Here is an 18799-nt window from a genome sequence, read left to right on the forward strand (position 1 = left end):
AAGTTTATTTTAGCACAATTTAAATTTTTTGTATATAGAAATTTAAAATTTTTTAAAAAATTTTTAAAATTTACGGAACTTTTTTAAGCTTCAAACGTCTAATAAGTGATAACAAAAAAATAAAAGCATTTTGAATTTGCTTACGGCAAAACGAAAAATGCAAAAAGAAAGGAAGTACATAATATGAAAAAGAAAATCTTGGCTTTAACACTTGCACTTACCATTCCTGCATCTGCGATTGCCGCATTTGCAAACTCCGACGAATCCGCAAATTACGACGACCTCGTAGTTACCCTCCCTGCCACCGAGGCTGATGCTGCGCCCGTTTACGACGGCGGCGACCCCAACCTCACAGCAGCGCTCACCTCATTGGAAAAAGATTCAATTCCCGTTGCAGCAGACGAAAATCAAATTGGTGAAAACGGCATTATGCTTATTTCGGAGAACGGCGAAGAAGGCGTGCCCTATAAAGCGGAAGCGGTTACGCTTTCGAAAATTGTTTTCGGCACGGACGGCGCTGAAATCAAGGGCGCTCCCGTTGTTAAAGACGGTGTTGTTATGCTCCCCCTGCGTGAACTTGCAGAGGCTGACGGCTTGACCGTTGAATGGGAGGAAGACACCAACACCGCGGTACTTAATTCAGGAATGTTCTCGGTTACGCTCGGCGAAAACAAATACATCAAAGGCAGAATGAAAGCTCTCGAGCTTGATTGCGCGCCCGTTCTTGTTGATGACAAAACATACGTCCCGGCAAGCTTTTTTACCGACGTTTTGGATAAATACATTGAGGTGAAGAACGGCGAATTGCACATTACCGATATGATTACCAAAGGCGAAGCCGAAACAAACAACACGGTTGAAGCGGGAAAATCCGACGAAAAAGTAACAATCGCAGTTGGAAAATCGGATAAACAATAATTAGCTTTAACGGCAAATTTCTGCCATATCAAATTCATAACACCCTTACAAGGCGTCCTGCAAAATTTGCGGGGCGTTTTGTACTTTTATAATTTGCTCTTTCATAACCGGCACTGCACCGCCGTTCAAGAACATACGAACATAAAAATTGCACATCAGCTCAAAAAAGCACAACAGAAAAAGCCTTTCCGATAAACGGAAAGGCTTTTAATTATTGTTTTAACAAACCGAAAATCGATTAGTTAAGTTCGTTGATTTTAGCCTGTGCAGCCGCAAGACGTGCGATCGGCACTCTGAACGGCGAGCAGGATACATAGTCAAGACCAATCTTGTGGCAGAACTCAACAGACGAGGGGTCGCCGCCGTGTTCGCCGCAGATACCAACGTGAAGTTTCGGATTAACAGGCTTACCGAGTTTGATAGCCATTTCCATAAGCTTGCCTACGCCGTTCTGGTCGAGTTTAGCAAACGGATCGTTCTCGAAAATCTTTGTATCATAGTAAGACTCGAGGAATTTGCCTGCGTCATCACGCGAGAAACCGAATGTCATCTGTGTAAGGTCGTTTGTACCGAAGCAGAAGAAATCAGCCTCTTTTGCGATTTCGTCAGCTGTAAGAGCCGCACGCGGAATTTCAATCATAGTACCAACTTCATATTTAAGATCGATGCCCGATGCTTTGATTTCAGCGTCAGCAGTTTCAACAACCGCGTTTTTAACGAATTTAAGCTCTTTAACTTCACATACGAGCGGAATCATAATTTCGGGAACAATCTTCCAGTCGGGGTGTGCTTTCTGAACTTTTATAGCAGCGCGGATAACCGCTTTTGTCTGCATTTTAGCAATTTCGGGGTAAGTTACCGCAAGACGGCATCCTCTGTGACCCATCATCGGGTTAGCTTCGTGGAGGCTGTTGATGATGTCTTTGATTTCGCCTACTGTTTTACCCTGTGCTTTTGCGAGAATTTCAATATCAGCTTCCTCTGTGGGAACAAACTCGTGGAGCGGAGGATCGAGGAAACGGATTGTTACCGGGTTGCCTTCCAAAGCTTCGTAGAGTTTTTCAAAGTCGCCCTGCTGCATAGGAAGAATTTTATCAAGTGCAGCTTCTCTTTCTTCAACAGTGTCAGCGCAAATCATTTCTCTGAATGCGTCAATTCTGTTGCCCTCGAAGAACATATGCTCCGTACGGCAAAGACCGATACCTTCAGCGCCGAGTTTAACTGCGTTTGCAGCGTCAGCCGGTGTGTCTGCGTTTGTTCTTACTTTAAGAGTTCTGTATTTGTCAGCCCAAGCCATAATTCTGCCGAAGTCACCGCCGATAGAAGCTTCAACTGTGGGAACAATACCGTCGTAAATGTTACCTGTCGAACCGTCGATGGAGATTTCGTCACCCTCTGTAAAGGTTTTGCCTGCGAGAACGAACTTTTTGTTTTCTTCGTCCATAATAATATCGGAGCAGCCCGATACACAGCAAGTACCCATACCTCTTGCAACAACCGCTGCGTGAGAGGTCATACCGCCTCTTACAGTGAGGATACCCTGTGCGGCTTTCATACCTTCAATATCTTCAGGCGAAGTTTCAAGACGTACCAAAACGACTTTTTCGCCTTTTTCAGCCCAAGCTTTTGCGTCGTCAGCCGTGAATACAACTTTACCGCAAGCGGCACCGGGCGATGCGGCAAGCGCTTTGCCGAGAACGTCGGCTTTCTTAAGCGCAACCTGGTCAAACTGCGGATGGAGGAGCGAATCGAGGTTTCTCGGGTCGATCATCTTAACCGCGTCTTTATCTGTAATCATACCCTCGTCAACAAGGTCGCAAGCAATTTTAAGAGCAGCGGCAGCCGTTCTTTTACCATTTCTTGTCTGGAGCATATAAAGTTTTTTGTCCTGAATTGTGAATTCCATATCCTGCATATCGCGGTAATGGTTTTCAAGTTTAGAGCAGATGTCTACAAACTGGTTGTAAACTTCGGGCATAACGTCTTTGAGCTGGTCGATCGGCTGCGGTGTTCTTACACCTGCAACAACGTCCTCGCCCTGTGCGTTAAGAAGGAACTCACCGAAGAGTTTCTTTTCACCTGTAGCAGGGTTTCTTGTGAACGCAACACCGGTACCCGATGTATCGCCCATATTACCGAATGCCATCATCTGAACGTTAACGGCAGTACCCCACGAATAAGGAATGTCGTTGTCACGTCTGTAAACGTTTGCACGCGGGTTGTCCCACGAACGGAATACGGCTTTGATAGCGCCCATAAGCTGTTCCTTCGGATCGTCCGGGAAATCTTCGCCGATTTTAGCTTTGTATTCAGCTTTAAACTGATTTGCAAGCTCTTTCAAATCTTCAGCGGTAAGCTCAACGTCTTGGGTTACGCCTTTTTTCTCTTTCATTTCGTCGATGAGCTGTTCAAAATATTTTTTGCCGACTTCCATAACAACGTCGGAATACATCTGAATAAATCTTCTGTAGCAGTCGTAAGCCCATCTGGGATTGTTCGACTTTTTCGCCATAACTTCGGCAACGGTTTCGTTAAGACCGAGGTTAAGAATGGTATCCATCATACCGGGCATCGACGCTCTTGCACCGCTTCGTACCGATACGAGGAGCGGATTTTCGGTATCGCCGAATTTCATTCCCGTGATTTCTTCCATTTTTATGATGTACTCCATAATTTCAGCCTGGATTTCATCATTGATTTTCTTTCCGTCCTCGTAATACTTTGTGCAGGCTTCCGTAGTAACGGTAAATCCCTGCGGAACAGGCATTCCGAGTCTTGTCATCTCTGCGAGGTTGGCACCTTTGCCGCCCAAGAGATTTCTCATTGAGGCATCACCTTCGGAAAAAAGGTAAACATACTTTTTAGCCATTTAATCAATTACCCCCTAGTTAAATTTAGACACTTTGTACTTTATTCTTCGCATCTCTATAATTTTAAACCATTTTTTGAAAAATTTCCACTGTTTTTTTTAAAAATTACTTTGTTCGTTAAATTTCTGTAATTTTTAATGTAATTTATTGGATTTTAAGATTGATTTTTATGTATTTTTCACAACACATTACATATTTTCAATAACTTTATTCAAATAATCAAGGCTTTTGAAGTAATATTCAAGCCTGAATTGAAAGTATTTTTCGGTTATATAATTCAAATCTTCTATAAGCGCCTTGCCGATATTTGACGTATTGAAAACTGTTTTCATATCTTTTGCGAGAATGAATTTCATAAATCCCGAAAGTTTGGGATAAATTCTCACCGAACCGTCGCCGGAGCAGTTTTTGCACACAGCTCCGCCTGCCGAAACGTCAAAATATTCAAGGTCGGTTTTCGCACCGCAGTGCGCGCACATATCGAGCGACGGGGCAAACCCTGCGTCCGACACCGTTTTAAGCTCAAATATTCCTTTTATCCTTTTAAGTTCGGTCAAAACGTCGCCGTTAACCGCTTTTTTCTCGGCATTTTCGATAAAATAAAGGCAGTTGAGCAAAAAGCGGAAATATTCGTTGTCGCCCTCCAAATATTCAGACGCAACCTTTGCCGCCTCTGCAAGATACGCACCGAAACTGAGCTTGTCCACGCTTGAACGGATATTGTAAAAATTATTAAGCAGGGCGGCGCTCGAAAGCGAGAAAAATCCGCCGCTCCCGTTTAATTCAAAATCATTGTAACAAAACTGCTGCATAGCGGAAAAAGATTTGTGTTTCATACTTCTTATGCCCTTTGCTATGACGGTTATTTTTGTCATATCCTCACATAAAACGGTAAAAAGCGCGTCGTTGTCGGACAGCTTATTTACTTTCAGAATCAGTCCCCTTGCCTTGCTCATCATTCTTTATTGCTCCCTCATAATCGCAAATTTCCCTGTAGCCGAGATAGCTCTCAACATTGCCTGTTTTTTCAAATACACTCCAAAAAAAGTTTTCCTCCACAAAAATCCCTCCAAAAGCATATTTTTATGCTTTTAGCTTGTCCGAAAAAAGATTTTTGATGTTTATAAAAATTTGGCAAATTAAAAATTTAGTCGTTTTTAAGCCCAAATTCTTTCATTAAAAAGTTTGAATTTCTCCAGTCCTTTTTAACCTTTACCCAAAGCTCCAGAAACACTTTTTTGTCCAGTAATTTCTCACAGTCGCGCCGTGCGAGCGAGCCTATTCTTTTGAGCGTTCTTCCTCCGCTCCCGATAATTATACCCTTATGCGAGTCTTTTTCACAGAAAATGTTTGCGGAAATGGAAACAATGTCTTTTTCCTCTTTCATTTTGACGATTTCCACCGCAATGCCGTGCGGTACTTCTTTATCAAGCGTGTAAAGCGTCTTTTCCCTTATGATTTCCGCGACAATCTGCTTTTCGGGCTGGTCGGTCACCATATCTTCGGGATAGTACATCGGGCCTTCGGGAAGAAGTTTTCTTACTTCCTCTTTAAGTGCGTCTATGCCGTCGCCCGTCTTTGCGCTTATCGGCACAATTTCGGCAAATTCGCGCAGTTTGCTGTATTTTTCTATAACGGGCAAAAGCGCGTCTTTTCTTGCAGTATCGCACTTGTTTATGACCAAAATCGCAGGTATGTTCTTTGTTTTTTCGATAATTTCAAGTTCGGCGTTTCTCACCTCGTCGGTCGGCTCAACCACAACGAGAACAAAATCCGCCTCGCCGATTGTTTCGTTAACGGCTTTGAGCATATTTTCGCCAAGCTTGTTTTTAGGCTTGTGAAATCCCGGTGTATCGAGAAAAACCGCCTGCATACCGCTCTCCGACATAATACCCAAAATTTTTCCGCGCGTGGTTTGCGGTTTGGGCGAAATTATCGCTATTTTCTGACCTATAAGCGCGTTTAAAAGCGTGGTTTTTCCAACGTTCGGTATGCCCACAATGCCGACGTATCCCGATTTAAAATTTTTGTTTTCCATAAATTCAACCTCTTTATTCATCTCTTGTAAGCTTTAATTTTTTGAGGATTTCCTCCTCTTTTTTGCGCATAATCGCTCTGTCCGCCTCGTCTATGTGGTCGTATCCCAAAAGATGAAGCATACTGTGACAGGTTAAAAATCCCGCCTCGCGCTCGAACGAATGACCGTACTCCTCCGCCTGTTCTTTTGCGCGTTCAAGCGAAATAACAATGTCGCCCAGCGACAGATAACCCTCGTAAAAATCCTCGTCCGACACGGTTATGTCACCGTTTTTAGCATCGAGAAACGGAAACGACAAAACGTCGGTCGCGCGGTCAATGCTGCGCTGTTCGCGGTTGATTTCACGTATTTGCTCATTGTCGGCAAACATAACGTTTACTTCGCATTTTTCGTCTATTTCTTCAAACTCCAAAACACCCTCGGCAACGCTTTTTATAAGCTTTTCAAGCGCGTCCGTGACCTCGATTTTGTCCTGGGTGTTATCGGTAAAAATTCTTATCATCTGTTTCCCCTTTTTTCGTTTTGCCTTGCAAGTTTCTTTTGCTCAAACCTGTCGTACGCTTTTATGATTTTCTGGACAAGCTGATGGCGCACAACGTCCTTGTCCGAAAGATAGCAAAAGCTTATGCCGTCAATATCTTTGAGTATTTTTTCAACCTCTTTAAGTCCTGATTTTTTGCCGTCCGGCAAGTCAATCTGCGTGACGTCGCCGGTGACGATAACGCGCGAATTAAAGCCGACGCGCGTAAGAAACATTTTCATCTGCTCGGGCGTGGTGTTCTGCGCCTCATCCAGAATTATAAAACTGTCGTCTATGGTTCGTCCGCGCATATACGCAAGCGGTGCAACCTCAATGCTTCCGCGCTCGACGTGTTTCTGATAGGTTTCAAATCCGAACATTTCATACAGCGCGTCGTATAACGGGCGCAGATACGGGTCTACCTTATTCTGCAAGTCGCCCGGCAGAAAACCGAGCTTTTCGCCTGCTTCAACCGCCGGACGCGTTAAAATTATCCTCGACACTTCTTTATTTTTGAACGCCTTAACCGCCAGCGCAACAGCAAGATAGGTCTTTCCCGTGCCGGCAGGGCCGATACCGAAAGTTATGGTGTTGTTTTTTATTGCCTCGACGTATTTTTTCTGTCCCATAGTCTTGCTTTTTATCGGCTTTCCCTTTGCCGTAATGCACACGCAGTCGCTGCCGTAAAGCGCCTCGTGGTCAATTCCGTCGCGCACGCTGTCGATTGTGTAGTTCACCGCCTGGTCGGTAATTTCACCCTCGGTGTTAAAAATTTTCGCAAGACTCTCTATCGCCTTTTGCGCAAGCGCCGTGCCCGTTTCGCCGCCGCTTATTTTAATGTCGCCGCCTCGGTTTACAATGCTCACGTCAAACGCAGTCTGAATTTTTTTAAGATTTTTGTCAAAATCGCCGAACACCGCCAAAATCTGCTCGCCGTTTTGTAAGGATATGTTTCTCTCCAAGCCGTTAACCTCCGTTTTCTATTTTCACATTCTCGCCTATGCTCTGTATGCACTCATACGTCACTTTTATATAAATTTTTCCGTTTTTCTGCATCATATGGTCTGTGCTCGCGTTCACAACCTTTACGTCTTTTCCGATTTCTTTGTCAAGTTCTTTTTTTATTATACCGCCATAATACACCAAAGCGCCCTCGGTTGTCAACTTTGTTTCTATTTTATTTTTTTCGTAATACACATCTTTTTTGTTCGACAACGGCAAAAAGAAGTTTTTGCCGATATGGAAAGCGGACGTTTTGCTCTCTTTGTCGTAAAATTCAAATGGAATTTCGTCCTTTATATATAATGATACATCAAAACCGAAAAAATTTACAGTGTTTTTTGAAATTTTTTTGTCGGTGCGTATGTATTCAACCTTTTCAAGCGGAAATTCGCCGTCTTTTGAATACCACGTCCGCGCCGTCACCTCACCGCGCGCCGAGCCGATTTTTTCGCCTGCCTCGCCGAGCGAAACAATTCCCGAAATCAGCAAATCGCCTTTGTCCACAATATCGCCCTCGCGCACCGACGCTTCGCCGTTTAACGCAACAACGCGCGTCACAAGCCCGTCTTTCGACGCAACAATGTTCGACGGCACGGTATCGTCCACAATTTCGGGCGCCGGCACCTTTTCTTTCACCGACACATTCGCGCGCGTGCCTTTAATGTCTACCCACAGCCACGAAAGCGCTTTTTCTTTCTTTAAAATTTCGTTCTGCAAGCGGTAAACGTCCACATTAAACCGCGGTGTTCCGACCTTGAACCCAAGCTCGGCAAGGCGGTTTATTATAACGCTTTCGGGAACTTTTTCGTTTCCTGTAACGTCTATGCGCCAGATAAAGCTTGAAAGCGCGGAAAACAAAATCACCGCGATTAAAAATCCCGCCGCGAACGCCTTGCGCTTTTTGTACTTTTGTATGATAAACGGCAGTCCTGCCCGCTTTTTTATTTTCACCTCGGAGCGCGTTTTGTATGCCGCACCGCGCACCTGTTTAAAGCCGTTTATGCTCATTTTCATTTCAAGATTGTTTTCACCGCCGTATTTTACGTCCCATAAGCAAATATCTTTTTTTAAACACAAATTTAAAAAGCGTTCAAGAAAAAATCCCCTAACGCCCAAAAACACATATCCTCTTAAAAAATTGAAAAATCTTACAAACAAAAGGCACACCTCACTCGTAAACCACCGAAGTAATTTTTCCCGAAATACTCAAATCCTCGTTTGTGACAAAATCCATAAGCAGGCTCTCGCCCGTGATTTTAACAATAAAATCGGCAGTGTTCACCTTCACTTCTTTGTCGGAATATTCTATAATCCCGATATAGTTTTCAATCCAGACGTTGTAATTTGCCTCCAGCACAATTTTGGGCGAATCCATTATAACCTCGGCAGGAAACGCAAGAGTTTCCTTTATTTTCTGTTTGATTTTCCGTTTCATATTGCCTGCCCCCCGTCTTTAAATAATATGCTCGGCATTTTTTGAATATACATAACAAAAAGAGGTGGAATTTATGAAAAAACTTATCCCGTTTTCTGCGTTTGCGTTTATCGTGCTGACCTGCGTTTTTTCGGCGCAGTGCACAAAAAGCGCGTCCGACGCTCTTAATATGTGCCTTTACACGCTTTTGCCGTCGCTGTTTCCGTTTTTTGTGTTTTCGCGGATTTTCATTTTGTCGGGCGGTGCTGACCTGCTGGCGAAAAAGCTTGCATTCGTCACAAAACCGCTTTTTAATATGAGCGGAGGGTGCATTGTGCCGATAATTTTAGGTATTCTGTGCGGTTACCCCGTCGGCGCGAAAACCGCGGCGGAGCTTTACGGCGAGGGAGTTATTACAAAGGACGAGGCACAGCGTCTTTGCGGATTTTGCAATAATTCCGGACCTCTTTTTTTAATCGGCGCGGTGGGCGCCGGTATGCTTATGTGCCCGTCCGCCGGAATTTTGCTGTATGCGGTTCACATTCTTTCCGCGCTTTCCGTCGGAATAATCTTCCGCGGAAAAGGTATTGATAAAAAAAGCATCGTTCACGGCAGTGCGCCGAAAAACACGGCTGTGAACGAAAACATATTCGTCACCGCGGTTGAGGAGAGCGTCGGCACGATTTTGAACGTTTTCGGATATGTGATTTTTTTCGCGGTGCTGACGTCGTTTGTCAAAAATCCGTTTATCGTAGGAATTTTCGAGATAACAAACGCACTGAAAAAAATTTCACTGCTTGATTTTCCGCTTTGGCAAAAATTTGTTTTTTCCGCATTTTTCTCGTCTTGGGGCGGACTTTCGGTGCATATGCAAACCTACGGAATTTTGTCAAAATATTCGCTTTCGCTTAAAAAATACGTTTCTGCAAAGTTTATCCACTCGGTTTTCGCGTTTGTCTACGCGCTTATCGCAATAAAAATTGTGCCTCTGCCGTTCAAAACATTTTCGTCCGCATTTGAAAAAACCGCGGTTTCGCTCAACATAGCATCGCTTGTATGCACGGTAATTTTGGGAATATATCTGTTTTATTTGAATATAATTTTATTAAGACACAAAAACGGAAAGGACGAAAAAATATGATAAAAACGTTTAACGCAAAAAATTTAAAAAAGTTTTTAATCTGCCTTGCAATCAGCCTCGGCACGGGCGGTTTGAGCGCGTTTTTAACGCGTAATTCGCAGGATTTTTACAACACCCTCACAAGACCGCCGTTTGCACCGCCGGCATATATTTTCGGCATTGTATGGACAATTTTGTATATTCTCATCGGCATAGCGTCGTTTTTGATTGTAAAGAGCGGAATAGACAATTCCGGCGTGTCCGAAAGCTTTAAAACATACATTTTCAATCTTGTTCTGCTGTTTTTATGGCCGATTATTTTCTTTAACTTCAACAATCTGTGGCTGTCGGTGATTGTGATTATAATTTCGCTTTTCACCGCAATAACTGTGTTTTTCAAGTTTTATAACATAAATAAAGCAGCAGGTTATCTCTACCTGCCGCTTGTTTTGTGGATTTTGTTTGCAACCGTTTTAAACATATCGATTTGGTGGCTGAACAAATAAATTTACTTCTTTAAACTTTCAACGGTTTTCTCGTCGGGTGTAACTACCGCGGTTTTGTTATTCACATAAATAACCATACCGGGTTTCGCGCCCGACGGTTTTTTTACGTTTTTAACCGCCGTGTAGTCCACGCTCACGTTCGCGCTGTTTCTGCCCTTGCTGTAATAAGCGGCAATCATTGCCGCTTCAAAAATTGTGCGTTCGGGAATGTTTTCGTCACCGCCTGTTTTAATAACCGCGTGCGAACCGTGAATGGTTTTTGTGTGAAGCCAAATATCGGTCGAACGCGCAAGCTTGAGCGTCACATAGTCGTTTTGCTTGTTGTTTTTTCCGACAAAAATTTCATATCCGTCACTGCTTACAAATTCCATAGGCTTTATCTGTGCCTGTTTCTTTTTTCCTTTTATATTGCGCTTTTTAAGGTATCCCTGCTCGACAAGTTCTTCTTTAATCTGCGCGATTTCCTCTTTTGTTTCAACGTTTTCCATATTGAGCAAAACCGTTTCGAGATAGTCGATTTCCGCCTCGTTGAGTTTTTTCTGAACAAGCGTTTCCGCCTCGGCGGTTTTCTCCTTGTTGTATTTTTTATAATATTTCTGCGCGTTCTGCGACGGTGTGAGCGTTTCATCAAGCGCGATTTCAATTATTTTTCCGCCGTCGTAAAAATTCTCCAAAACCGCTTTTTTATCGCCCTTGTTTATGCGGTAAATGTTCGCGGTGATAAGGTCGCCTTTAACCTTGTTAAGCTCTCTTTTTTTGCATTTTTCAAGCGTTTCGCACTCAAGCTGAAGTTTTTTTCTGCACCTTGCAAGATTGTTTGAAATCACCTTGGTAATATCTGCGGTTTTCTGCTTTACGCTCTCTTTTGCCGCCTTTTTCTCATAAAAACTTTCCAGCGCAAGGCTCATCGACTCAAAATATTCTTTTTCCGCCATTTCGCCGTACTGGTTTATGCCGAGCGCCGAAAATTCAAGCATTTTTCCGCTTTGCGCGTCGGTCAGCACAACGGGCGAAAATTCGCCTTTTTCAATTCTCTTAAAAGCTTTGAAAAATTCGTCCGCAACTTTTTTGTCGTTTTCATAGCTTATTTCGGTATCCGCGCCGAGTGCGCGGTATGCGATTTCGCGTGCGGTTAAGGGACTTATTCCCATAAACGACGACATAATTTTTTTGTCGTAACCGCCCTGAATTTCGCCGATTGCGGACAGAAAATCGTTATAACCGGCCTCAAGCGGATTTTGCTTTCCCTGCGACGGCGCGTTTTCGTAGATAAGCCCGGGCATAATCTGCCTTACACGGCTCATTGTGATGTCAACGTGAAAAATACTGTCGATAATTTTTCTGCTGCAGTCGGTGAGAATTATGTTTGAATGTTTTCCCATAATCTCGCAAATCAGCGTTTTAACCGACAAATCGCCCAGTTCGTTATAGCTTTCAACGTCAAATTCTATAATTCTTTCAAAGTCAACCTGCCTTATTCCGACGATTTTTCCTCCGCAAAGGTGCTTTCGCAAAAGCATGCAAAAAAGAGGCGGAGTATCGGGATTATCCTTTGTCACGCTGATAAAACCCACCCTCGCAAATGACGGGTGCGCGCACAAAAGCAACTTATAACTGTCCTTAAAATTTCTTATTGACAAAACTATTTCGTCGCGTTCGGGCTGATAAACCTTTTCAACCCTTGCGCCGATAAGTTTTTTTGTAAATTCGTTTTTCAGCGCGCAAAGCACACTGCCGTCAAGCGCCATATTTCTCATTCCTTAAAAAGTTTTTTCCTTGTTTATATTAACATATTCCGCCTAAGGTTATCAAGTTTTATTGAAAATAAATAATTTTGGTGTATAAAACCCACAATTTTATACAATTCAAAAGTTTAAAATATATAAAAAATACACAAAATTTAATTTTTTTGCCGATTTGAATGTATATTTTAAAAAATACATTTGAAAATTTTAAAAAAACGTGTTATAATACAAGGGTTATTAGTTGTGTAACAATATCGGTTTTAAAAACCGGTATGGCAATATTTTAAGGAGGCTTAAAAAATGGCAAAGAAATTCAAAACGATGGACGGTAACTGTGCCGCCGCGCATTGCGCCTATGCGTTCACAGAAGTAGCGTCTATCTATCCTATCACTCCTTCGTCAACAATGGCAGAATATGTCGACGAATGGAGCTCGAAAGGTCAGAAAAACATTTTCGGTCAGACCGTTGACGTTTGCGAAATGCAGTCCGAGGCAGGTGCGGCGGGCGCAGTTCACGGCTCACTCCAGGGCGGTGCGCTCACAACCACATTTACCGCTTCGCAGGGTCTTCTTCTTATGATACCGAATATGTATAAAATGGCGGGTGAATTGCTCCCCTCCGTTATCCACGTAAGCGCAAGAGCGCTCGCTGCTCACGCACTTAACATTTTCGGCGACCATCAGGACGTTATGGCTTGCCGTCAGACAGGCTATGCAATGCTCGCTTCGGGCAGTGTTCAGGAAACTATGGATTTGGCAGGTATCGCTCACCTTGCAGCTATCAAAGGCAGAGTTCCGTTCCTCCACTTTTTCGACGGTTTCAGAACTTCGCACGAAATTCAGAAAATTGAGGTTATGGACTATGAAGACCTCAAAAAGCTTATCGATATGGACGCTGTTAAAGCGTTTAAAGACAGAGCGCTAAACCCCGAACACCCCGTTCTCCGCGGAAGTGCGCAGAACTCGGATATCTACTTCCAGGGCAGAGAGGTTGCTAACAAATACTACGAAAAAATTCCCGATATCGTTAACGATTATATGGGTGAAATTTCAAAAATCACAGGCAGAGAGTACAAACCCTTCAACTACTACGGCGCTCCCGACGCAACAAAAGTTATCGTTGCAATGGGTTCTGTTTGCGAAGCTATTGAAGAAACGGTTGACTACCTCAACGCTATGGGTCAGAAAGTCGGCGTTCTTAAAGTTCACCTTTACAGACCGTTCTCGGCTAAATATTTCTTTGATGTAATGCCCGAAACTGTTGAAAAAATCGCAGTTCTCGACAGAACAAAAGAGCCCGGTTCGCTCGGCGAGCCTCTTTATCTTGACGTTTGCAACCTTTACTTCGGAAAGAAAAACGCTCCGATGATTGTAGGCGGACGTTACGGTTTGGGTTCAAAAGACACCACACCGACACAGATTGTTGCGGTTTACGATAATCTCGACGCTAAAGAGCCTATCAACAGCTTCACAATCGGTATCAACGACGACGTTACACATCTTTCGCTCAAACTCGGCAACAGAATTAACGCTGCTCCCGAGGGCACAACAAGATGTAAATTCTGGGGCTTCGGTTCCGACGGTACCGTTGGTGCCAACAAAGACGCAATCAAAATCATCGGCGACAACACCGACCTTTATGCACAGGCATATTTTGATTACGACTCCAAAAAGAGCGGCGGCGTAACAATGTCGCACTTGCGTTTCGGTAAAAAACCGATTAAGTCAACATACCTCCTCGACGAGGCTGACTATATCGCTTGTCATAAGCCTGCTTACATCTATCAGTATGATGTTCTCGAAGGTTTGAAACAGGGCGGAACATTCCTCCTCAACTGTGTATGGTCGGAGGACGAGCTTGATGAAAAGCTTCCTGCTCACGTTAAAAAATATATCGCTGACCACGATATTAAATTCTATACAATCAACGCTGTTGACGTTGCCGTTAAAGTAGGTCTCGGACCCACAAGAATAAATATGGTAACACAGGGCGCATTCTTCAAACTTGCAAACGTTATCCCGTTTGACGAGGCAGTTGTTCTTATTAAAGAAGCAATCAAGAAAACCTACGGCAAAAAAGGCGACGAAATCGTAAGAATGAACTGCGACGCGGTTGACGGCGCTGTTGAGGCGCTCCACGAGGTTAAAGTTCCCGCATCGTGGAAAGACGCTAAAGAAGAAGAGGCTCACACCTCCGACGCTCCGGAATTCGTTAAAAAGATTTGCGAACCCGTTAACGCACAGAAAGGTAACAAACTTCCTGTAAGCACATTCCTCGGCTACGAGGACGGTACTTTCGAGCAGGGTACATCGAAATTTGAAAAACGTACCGTTGCGGTTAACGTTCCCGACTGGGATATTGCAAAATGTATCCAGTGTAACCAGTGCTCACTCGTATGTCCGCACGCGGCTATAAGACCTGTTCTTTTGGACGACGCCGAGGCGGCTGCAGCTCCTGCCGGCTTTGAAACAAAAGACGCTATCGGTCCTCAGCTTAAAGGACTCAAATTCCGTATTCAGGTCAGCCCCCGTGACTGCTTGGGCTGCGGTGTTTGTGCACAGGTATGTCCGGCAAAAGAGAAGGCTCTCGTTATGAAACCGCTTGATCCTATGGTTGAAAAAGAGTCTGACAACTGGGATTACGCTATGACTGTTAAGGTTAAAGACAACCTTATGGATAAAGCATCGGTTAAAGGCTCACAGTTCGCGAAACCTTACCTTGAGTTCTCCGGCGCTTGCGCAGGCTGCGGTGAAACACCTTACATTAAGCTTATCACACAGCTCTTCGGCGACAGAATGATGATTGCAAACGCAACAGGCTGTACTTCAATTTGGGGCGGCAGCGCACCGAGTATGCCTTACTGCAAAGACGAAAACGGCAGAGGTCCTGCTTGGGCTAACTCGCTCTTCGAGGACAACGCTGAATTCGGTATGGGTATGATTCTTGCGGTTAAGAAAGTAAGAAACACTCTTAAAGCAAGAATGGAAACGGCTATTGAAAAAGGCGTTGACTCTAAACTTGCAGACGCTTTCAAAGCTTGGATTGACGGTATGAACGACGCTGAAAAATCGAAAGCGGCGGCTTCCGACATTAAAGAGCTTATCAAATCGGCAGATCTTACAATGCCCGAACTTAAAGAAATTTCAGACAGAACAGACTTCCTCGTTAAACGTTCGCAGTGGGCGTTCGGCGGCGACGGCTGGGCTTACGATATTGGTTACGGCGGATTGGACCACGTTCTCGCATCGGGCGAGGACATCAACATCTTCGTTGTAGATACAGAAGTTTACTCCAACACCGGCGGACAGTCCTCAAAGGCTACACCGACCGCGGCTGTTGCAAAATTTGCCGCATCGGGTAAAAAAGTTAAGAAGAAAGACCTCGGTATGATTGCTACAACATACGGCTATGTATACGTCGCACAGATTGCTATCGGCTCGAATATGAACCAGGCTATCAAGGCAATCAAAGAAGCTGAAGCTTATCCCGGTCCTTCGCTTATCATTGCATACGCACCCTGTATCAACCACGGTATCAAGGTTGGTATGGCTAACACAATCCTTGAGGAGAAAAAGGCTGTTGAAACAGGTTACTGGCATTTGTGGAGATTTAACCCCGAACTCAAAGAGAAAGGCGAAAATCCGTTTATCCTTGATTCTAAAGAACCCACAGGCGCGGTTACAGACTTTATGAACGGCGAGAACAGATACCTCCTTCTTAAGAAGGCTCATCCGGAAATCGCTGCTCAACTCTTTGAAAAGGCTGAAAAAGACCTCAAAGACAGATACGAAGTTTACAAAAGAATGGCAGATAAATAATTAAAATTTATCCGCTTAAATATCATAATCCCGCCCGAATTATCTCGGACGGGATTTATGATAAATTTTATTTTGCACGAATATATTTAATAAGAAGATTTTTAGTTTTATATAGTTTTTATTATGAGGTGAATTTCAATAATGAGTGAAAAAAAGGCGCGCAGAAAAAATGCGAAAATCATAGTTTTGACAGTTATCGCCGTGCTTATCGCGTCGCTTTGTGCGATTGCGGGAGTATTGGCTAAAACAGACACTGCATACGGCAAAATATATGTCAACGATTTGTGCGTCGGGAAAAAGAATACCGCTGACATCAAAACGGCACTCGAAGAAAAATACTCGCCCGAAAACACGAATGTGATTTTTACATACAAAAACACCGATTTTGAGGTTAACGGTGCAGATTTTGACCTAAAATACGACCTTGACAAAACAAGCGAAAACGCATATCAGGCAGGCAAAGGCAAAAATTTTATAAGCCGTGGATTTAATGCGGTAAAATATTCGCTTTTCAAAAAGGAAATTCCTGTGGAAATCACCTTTGACCAGGAAAAGCTTTACAATATTTTAAAAGAGAAAGCAACAGATGTCGAAAATCCCGTTACCGATACGGTAACCGAGCTTAAAGACGGCAATCTTGTCATTCAAAACGGCAAAAAAGGCAACGGAGTTGACATTGATAAAATAAAAAAAGACGTTGAAAAAGTTGTTTCAAAAAACAAATTAACTGATAAAATTGAGGTGAAAATCACCGAAATCAAACCGAAAATTCCCACTGCACAGGCGCTTTACGACGAATTTCACAAAGAGCCGAAAGATGTGGAATTTTCGCACGAAAACGGCGAAGTTCATTTTTCAGAGCACGTCACGGGCGTAACCTTTGACGTTAACGAGGCGCAGAAAATTCTCGACCAAAACAAGCATAACATTGAGCCGTACAGCATACCGGTAGAAATCACACAGCCCGAAAAAACCACGCAGTGGTTTATCGACAACAAGCTGTCCGACACGCTCGGCAGTTTTTCCACCGTTTACAACGCGGGAAACTACGAACGCTCGCACAATATCGCGCTTGCGGCGTAGAAAATCAACGGACTTGTGCTTATGCCGGGTCAGCAGTTTTCGTTCAACGGCGTTGTCGGTCAGCGTTCGGCGCAAACCGGCTTTAAAACCGCAAAGGTTTATCAGGGCGGTGAAATTGTGGACGGCATAGGCGGAGGAATTTGCCAGGTTTCCACTACCCTTTACAACGCGGCGCTTTACTCTGATTTAAAAATCGTTTACCGAACAAACCACTCAATGCCAGTTTCATATGTCCCGTCAGGACGCGACGCAACGGTGTCATACGGCAGTATCGACTTTAAATTTTCAAACAATCAGGGTTATCCCATAAAGCTTGGCTGCAGTGCGTCAAACGGACGCTTGACCTGTTCGGTTTACGGCATTAAACTGCAAAACAAAAAGGTGGAAATCACCACACAGACCGTCAGCACCACGCCGTTTACGGTGAAAGAAGTTGAGGACAGCACTCTCCCCGACGGCAAACGCAAGGTTAAGCAGGCAGGCAGTGAGGGCAGTGTTGTTGACACGTTCAAAACGGTTTACATTAACGGCGAAAGCCAGGGGACAAACAAAATTTCGCGCAGTAACTACTCGGCAATAACGCAAATCGAACTTGTCGGCACAAAGAAAAACGAAATTGCCGACACACCTGCCGCGGCGGCATTCGGCGAAACCTACGTCGGCGACGACACAATCCAGCAGTAGCAATGTAAAACAAAAGAATTTTAAGACTGTTTTCCTTATGAAAACAGTCTTTTTTCATTTTACAAAAACTTTACAAAAGCTGACTTTCCGATTTGACAATCGCAGTTTAAAATTAGAATTGTAAAAAGGAAAAGGATAAAAAATAAAATTGTAAAGGGGTTTTACATTATGAAAAGAACAAAAAAATTAGCGGCACTCATTATGTGCGCACTTCTCGCGTGCACAGCAATGACAGCTTGTCAGAACAACGGTGACAACGGCGCAGACAGTCAAGGCTCGTCAAAGATATCGGGCACGGTATCGACAGACGGTTCAACGTCAATGGAAAAAGTTATCGGCGCACTCGGCGAATCGTTTAAAGAACAGAACGCAGGCGTAACATTCACATACAATCCCACAGGCTCCGGCTCGGGAATTACCGCAGTGTCGGAGGGCAGATGCGACATCGGACTTTCAAGCCGTGCGCTTAAAGACGACGAAAAAGCATCGGGACTTAAAGAAACAATCCTTGCATACGACGGAATTGCAATCATAGTAAATCCGCAGAGCAAGGTTGAAGATTTAACGGTTGAGCAGATTAAGAAAATCTACACCGGCGAAATTACAAACTGGAGCGAAGTCGGCGGAGCAGACGGCGAAATCGTTCTTATCGGCAGAGAAGCAGGAAGCGGTACAAGGGACGGTTTTGAAAGCATTACCGACACAAAAGACAAATGCAAATACCGTCAGGAACTTACCTCAACAGGCGACGTTATCACAACGGTGGCGCAGAACCCGAACGCAATCGGATATGCCTCGCTCGCGTCGGTAAAAGACACTGTAAAAGCACTTAAAGTCGGCGGAGTTACACCCTCCGAAGGCACGGTAAAAGACGGCTCGTATGTTGTTCAGCGTCCGTTTGTGCTGGTTACAAAAGAAGGCACACCCTTATCCGAAACCGCACAGAAATTCTTCGATTACGCAACATCATCTTCAGCGTCTGAAATCATCAGCAAAGCAGGAGCGGTATCGGCAAACTGAAAACCATAAAGGCGGTGCAAAACCGCCTTTTTCAGCATTAGAGAGGATTAAGGGTTAAAT

Annotated in this window: 16 protein-coding genes; 7 read left to right on the forward strand and 9 right to left on the reverse strand. The window is 44.0% G+C overall.

Annotation, left to right across the window (positions count from 1 at the left end; translation table 11 throughout):
• Window positions 1–183: 183 nt before the first annotated feature.
• The gene (locus tag H8706_RS03100) at window positions 184–918 is read left to right on the forward strand and encodes a copper amine oxidase N-terminal domain-containing protein (protein WP_262431437.1); all 735 of its coding nucleotides are present in this window, start codon (window positions 184–186) and stop codon (window positions 916–918) included.
• A gap of 238 nt (window positions 919–1156) precedes the next feature.
• Here the strand turns inward: H8706_RS03100 and ppdK are convergent, their stop codons facing one another.
• The 8 genes from ppdK to H8706_RS03140 form a co-directional block, all read right to left on the reverse strand.
• Window positions 1157–3787, reverse strand: coding sequence for a pyruvate, phosphate dikinase (ppdK, locus tag H8706_RS03105; protein ID WP_262431438.1), 2631 nt, complete (start codon window positions 3785–3787; stop codon window positions 1157–1159).
• 189 nt (window positions 3788–3976) lie between these two features.
• Entirely contained in the window at window positions 3977–4747 is a 771-nt protein-coding gene (recO, locus tag H8706_RS03110; protein ID WP_262431439.1) for a DNA repair protein RecO, read from the reverse strand.
• A complete protein-coding gene (locus tag H8706_RS03115) occupies window positions 4707–4847 on the reverse strand; it encodes a YqzL family protein (RefSeq protein WP_178347617.1) in 141 nt (46 codons plus the stop codon). Before H8706_RS03115 ends, recO begins: the two co-directional genes overlap by 41 nt.
• Before the next feature lie 88 nt (window positions 4848–4935).
• The gene (era, locus tag H8706_RS03120) at window positions 4936–5826 is read right to left on the reverse strand and encodes a GTPase Era (RefSeq protein ID WP_262431440.1); all 891 of its coding nucleotides are present in this window, start codon (window positions 5824–5826) and stop codon (window positions 4936–4938) included.
• 13 nt (window positions 5827–5839) lie between these two features.
• Window positions 5840–6328 carry an rRNA maturation RNase YbeY gene (gene ybeY, locus H8706_RS03125; RefSeq protein ID WP_262431441.1) on the reverse strand — a complete coding sequence of 163 codons (489 nt, stop codon included), beginning with the start codon at window positions 6326–6328 and terminating at the stop codon, window positions 5840–5842.
• Entirely contained in the window at window positions 6325–7308 is a 984-nt protein-coding gene (locus H8706_RS03130) for a PhoH family protein (RefSeq protein WP_178347620.1), read from the reverse strand. The genes ybeY and H8706_RS03130 overlap by 4 nt, the downstream gene beginning before the upstream one ends.
• Before the next feature lie 4 nt (window positions 7309–7312).
• Window positions 7313–8506: a sporulation protein YqfD gene (gene yqfD, locus H8706_RS03135; RefSeq protein WP_262431442.1), complete on the reverse strand. Its 1194-nt coding sequence runs from the start codon at window positions 8504–8506 to the stop codon at window positions 7313–7315.
• A gap of 10 nt (window positions 8507–8516) precedes the next feature.
• The gene (locus H8706_RS03140; RefSeq protein ID WP_262431443.1) at window positions 8517–8783 is read right to left on the reverse strand and encodes a YabP/YqfC family sporulation protein; all 267 of its coding nucleotides are present in this window, start codon (window positions 8781–8783) and stop codon (window positions 8517–8519) included.
• 73 nt (window positions 8784–8856) lie between these two features.
• On the opposite strand from H8706_RS03140, the gene H8706_RS03145 reads away from it, so the two are divergent.
• Together H8706_RS03145 and H8706_RS03150 are read left to right on the forward strand one after the other, a co-directional pair.
• Window positions 8857–9903, forward strand: coding sequence for a nucleoside recognition domain-containing protein (locus tag H8706_RS03145; protein WP_262431444.1), 1047 nt, complete (start codon window positions 8857–8859; stop codon window positions 9901–9903).
• On the forward strand, window positions 9900–10388 hold the full coding sequence (locus H8706_RS03150; protein ID WP_262431445.1) for a TspO/MBR family protein: 489 nt from the start codon (window positions 9900–9902) through the stop codon (window positions 10386–10388). Before H8706_RS03145 ends, H8706_RS03150 begins: the two co-directional genes overlap by 4 nt.
• 2 nt (window positions 10389–10390) lie before the next feature.
• On the opposite strand, the gene H8706_RS03155 is transcribed toward H8706_RS03150, so the two are convergent.
• On the reverse strand, window positions 10391–12145 hold the full coding sequence (locus H8706_RS03155) for an Rqc2 family fibronectin-binding protein (RefSeq protein ID WP_262431446.1): 1755 nt from the start codon (window positions 12143–12145) through the stop codon (window positions 10391–10393).
• Between the two features lie 288 nt (window positions 12146–12433).
• On the opposite strand from H8706_RS03155, the gene nifJ reads away from it, so the two are divergent.
• The 4 genes from nifJ (at window position 12434) to H8706_RS03175 (ending at window position 18739) form a co-directional block, all read left to right on the forward strand.
• Window positions 12434–15952 carry a pyruvate:ferredoxin (flavodoxin) oxidoreductase gene (nifJ, locus tag H8706_RS03160; protein WP_262431447.1) on the forward strand — a complete coding sequence of 1173 codons (3519 nt, stop codon included), beginning with the start codon at window positions 12434–12436 and terminating at the stop codon, window positions 15950–15952.
• 141 nt (window positions 15953–16093) lie between these two features.
• The gene (locus H8706_RS03165; protein ID WP_262431448.1) at window positions 16094–17035 is read left to right on the forward strand and encodes a peptidoglycan binding domain-containing protein; all 942 of its coding nucleotides are present in this window, start codon (window positions 16094–16096) and stop codon (window positions 17033–17035) included.
• A gap of 3 nt (window positions 17036–17038) precedes the next feature.
• Entirely contained in the window at window positions 17039–17719 is a 681-nt protein-coding gene (locus H8706_RS03170) for a VanW family protein (protein ID WP_316636457.1), read from the forward strand.
• A 168-nt stretch (window positions 17720–17887) separates the two neighbouring features.
• Complete coding sequence (locus H8706_RS03175; protein ID WP_178347628.1) at window positions 17888–18739, forward strand: phosphate ABC transporter substrate-binding protein; 852 nt, start codon at window positions 17888–17890, stop codon at window positions 18737–18739.
• Window positions 18740–18799: the final 60 nt, after the last annotated feature.

Origin of the sequence: Qingrenia yutianensis (assembly GCF_014385105.1) — a bacterium.
GTDB classification, from domain to species: domain Bacteria; phylum Bacillota; class Clostridia; order UMGS1810; family UMGS1810; genus Qingrenia; species Qingrenia yutianensis.

Excerpts from the sequence above, each read along its gene's own strand:
- H8706_RS03140 (WP_262431443.1), bottom strand. The coding sequence starts at position 8,783 with ATGAAACGGAAAATCAAACAGAAAATAAAGGAAACTCTTGCGTTTCCT.
- H8706_RS03175 (WP_178347628.1), top strand. The coding sequence starts at position 17,888 with ATGAAAAGAACAAAAAAATTAGCGGCACTCATTATGTGCGCACTTCTC.
- H8706_RS03150 (WP_262431445.1), top strand. The coding sequence starts at position 9,900 with ATGATAAAAACGTTTAACGCAAAAAATTTAAAAAAGTTTTTAATCTGC.
- H8706_RS03155 (WP_262431446.1), bottom strand. The coding sequence starts at position 12,145 with ATGAGAAATATGGCGCTTGACGGCAGTGTGCTTTGCGCGCTGAAAAAC.
- recO (WP_262431439.1), bottom strand. The coding sequence starts at position 4,747 with ATGATGAGCAAGGCAAGGGGACTGATTCTGAAAGTAAATAAGCTGTCC.
- ybeY (WP_262431441.1), bottom strand. The coding sequence starts at position 6,328 with ATGATAAGAATTTTTACCGATAACACCCAGGACAAAATCGAGGTCACG.
- era (WP_262431440.1), bottom strand. The coding sequence starts at position 5,826 with ATGGAAAACAAAAATTTTAAATCGGGATACGTCGGCATTGTGGGCATA.
- nifJ (WP_262431447.1), top strand. The coding sequence starts at position 12,434 with ATGGCAAAGAAATTCAAAACGATGGACGGTAACTGTGCCGCCGCGCAT.
- H8706_RS03165 (WP_262431448.1), top strand. The coding sequence starts at position 16,094 with ATGAGTGAAAAAAAGGCGCGCAGAAAAAATGCGAAAATCATAGTTTTG.
- H8706_RS03145 (WP_262431444.1), top strand. The coding sequence starts at position 8,857 with ATGAAAAAACTTATCCCGTTTTCTGCGTTTGCGTTTATCGTGCTGACC.
- ppdK (WP_262431438.1), bottom strand. The coding sequence starts at position 3,787 with ATGGCTAAAAAGTATGTTTACCTTTTTTCCGAAGGTGATGCCTCAATG.
- H8706_RS03100 (WP_262431437.1), top strand. The coding sequence starts at position 184 with ATGAAAAAGAAAATCTTGGCTTTAACACTTGCACTTACCATTCCTGCA.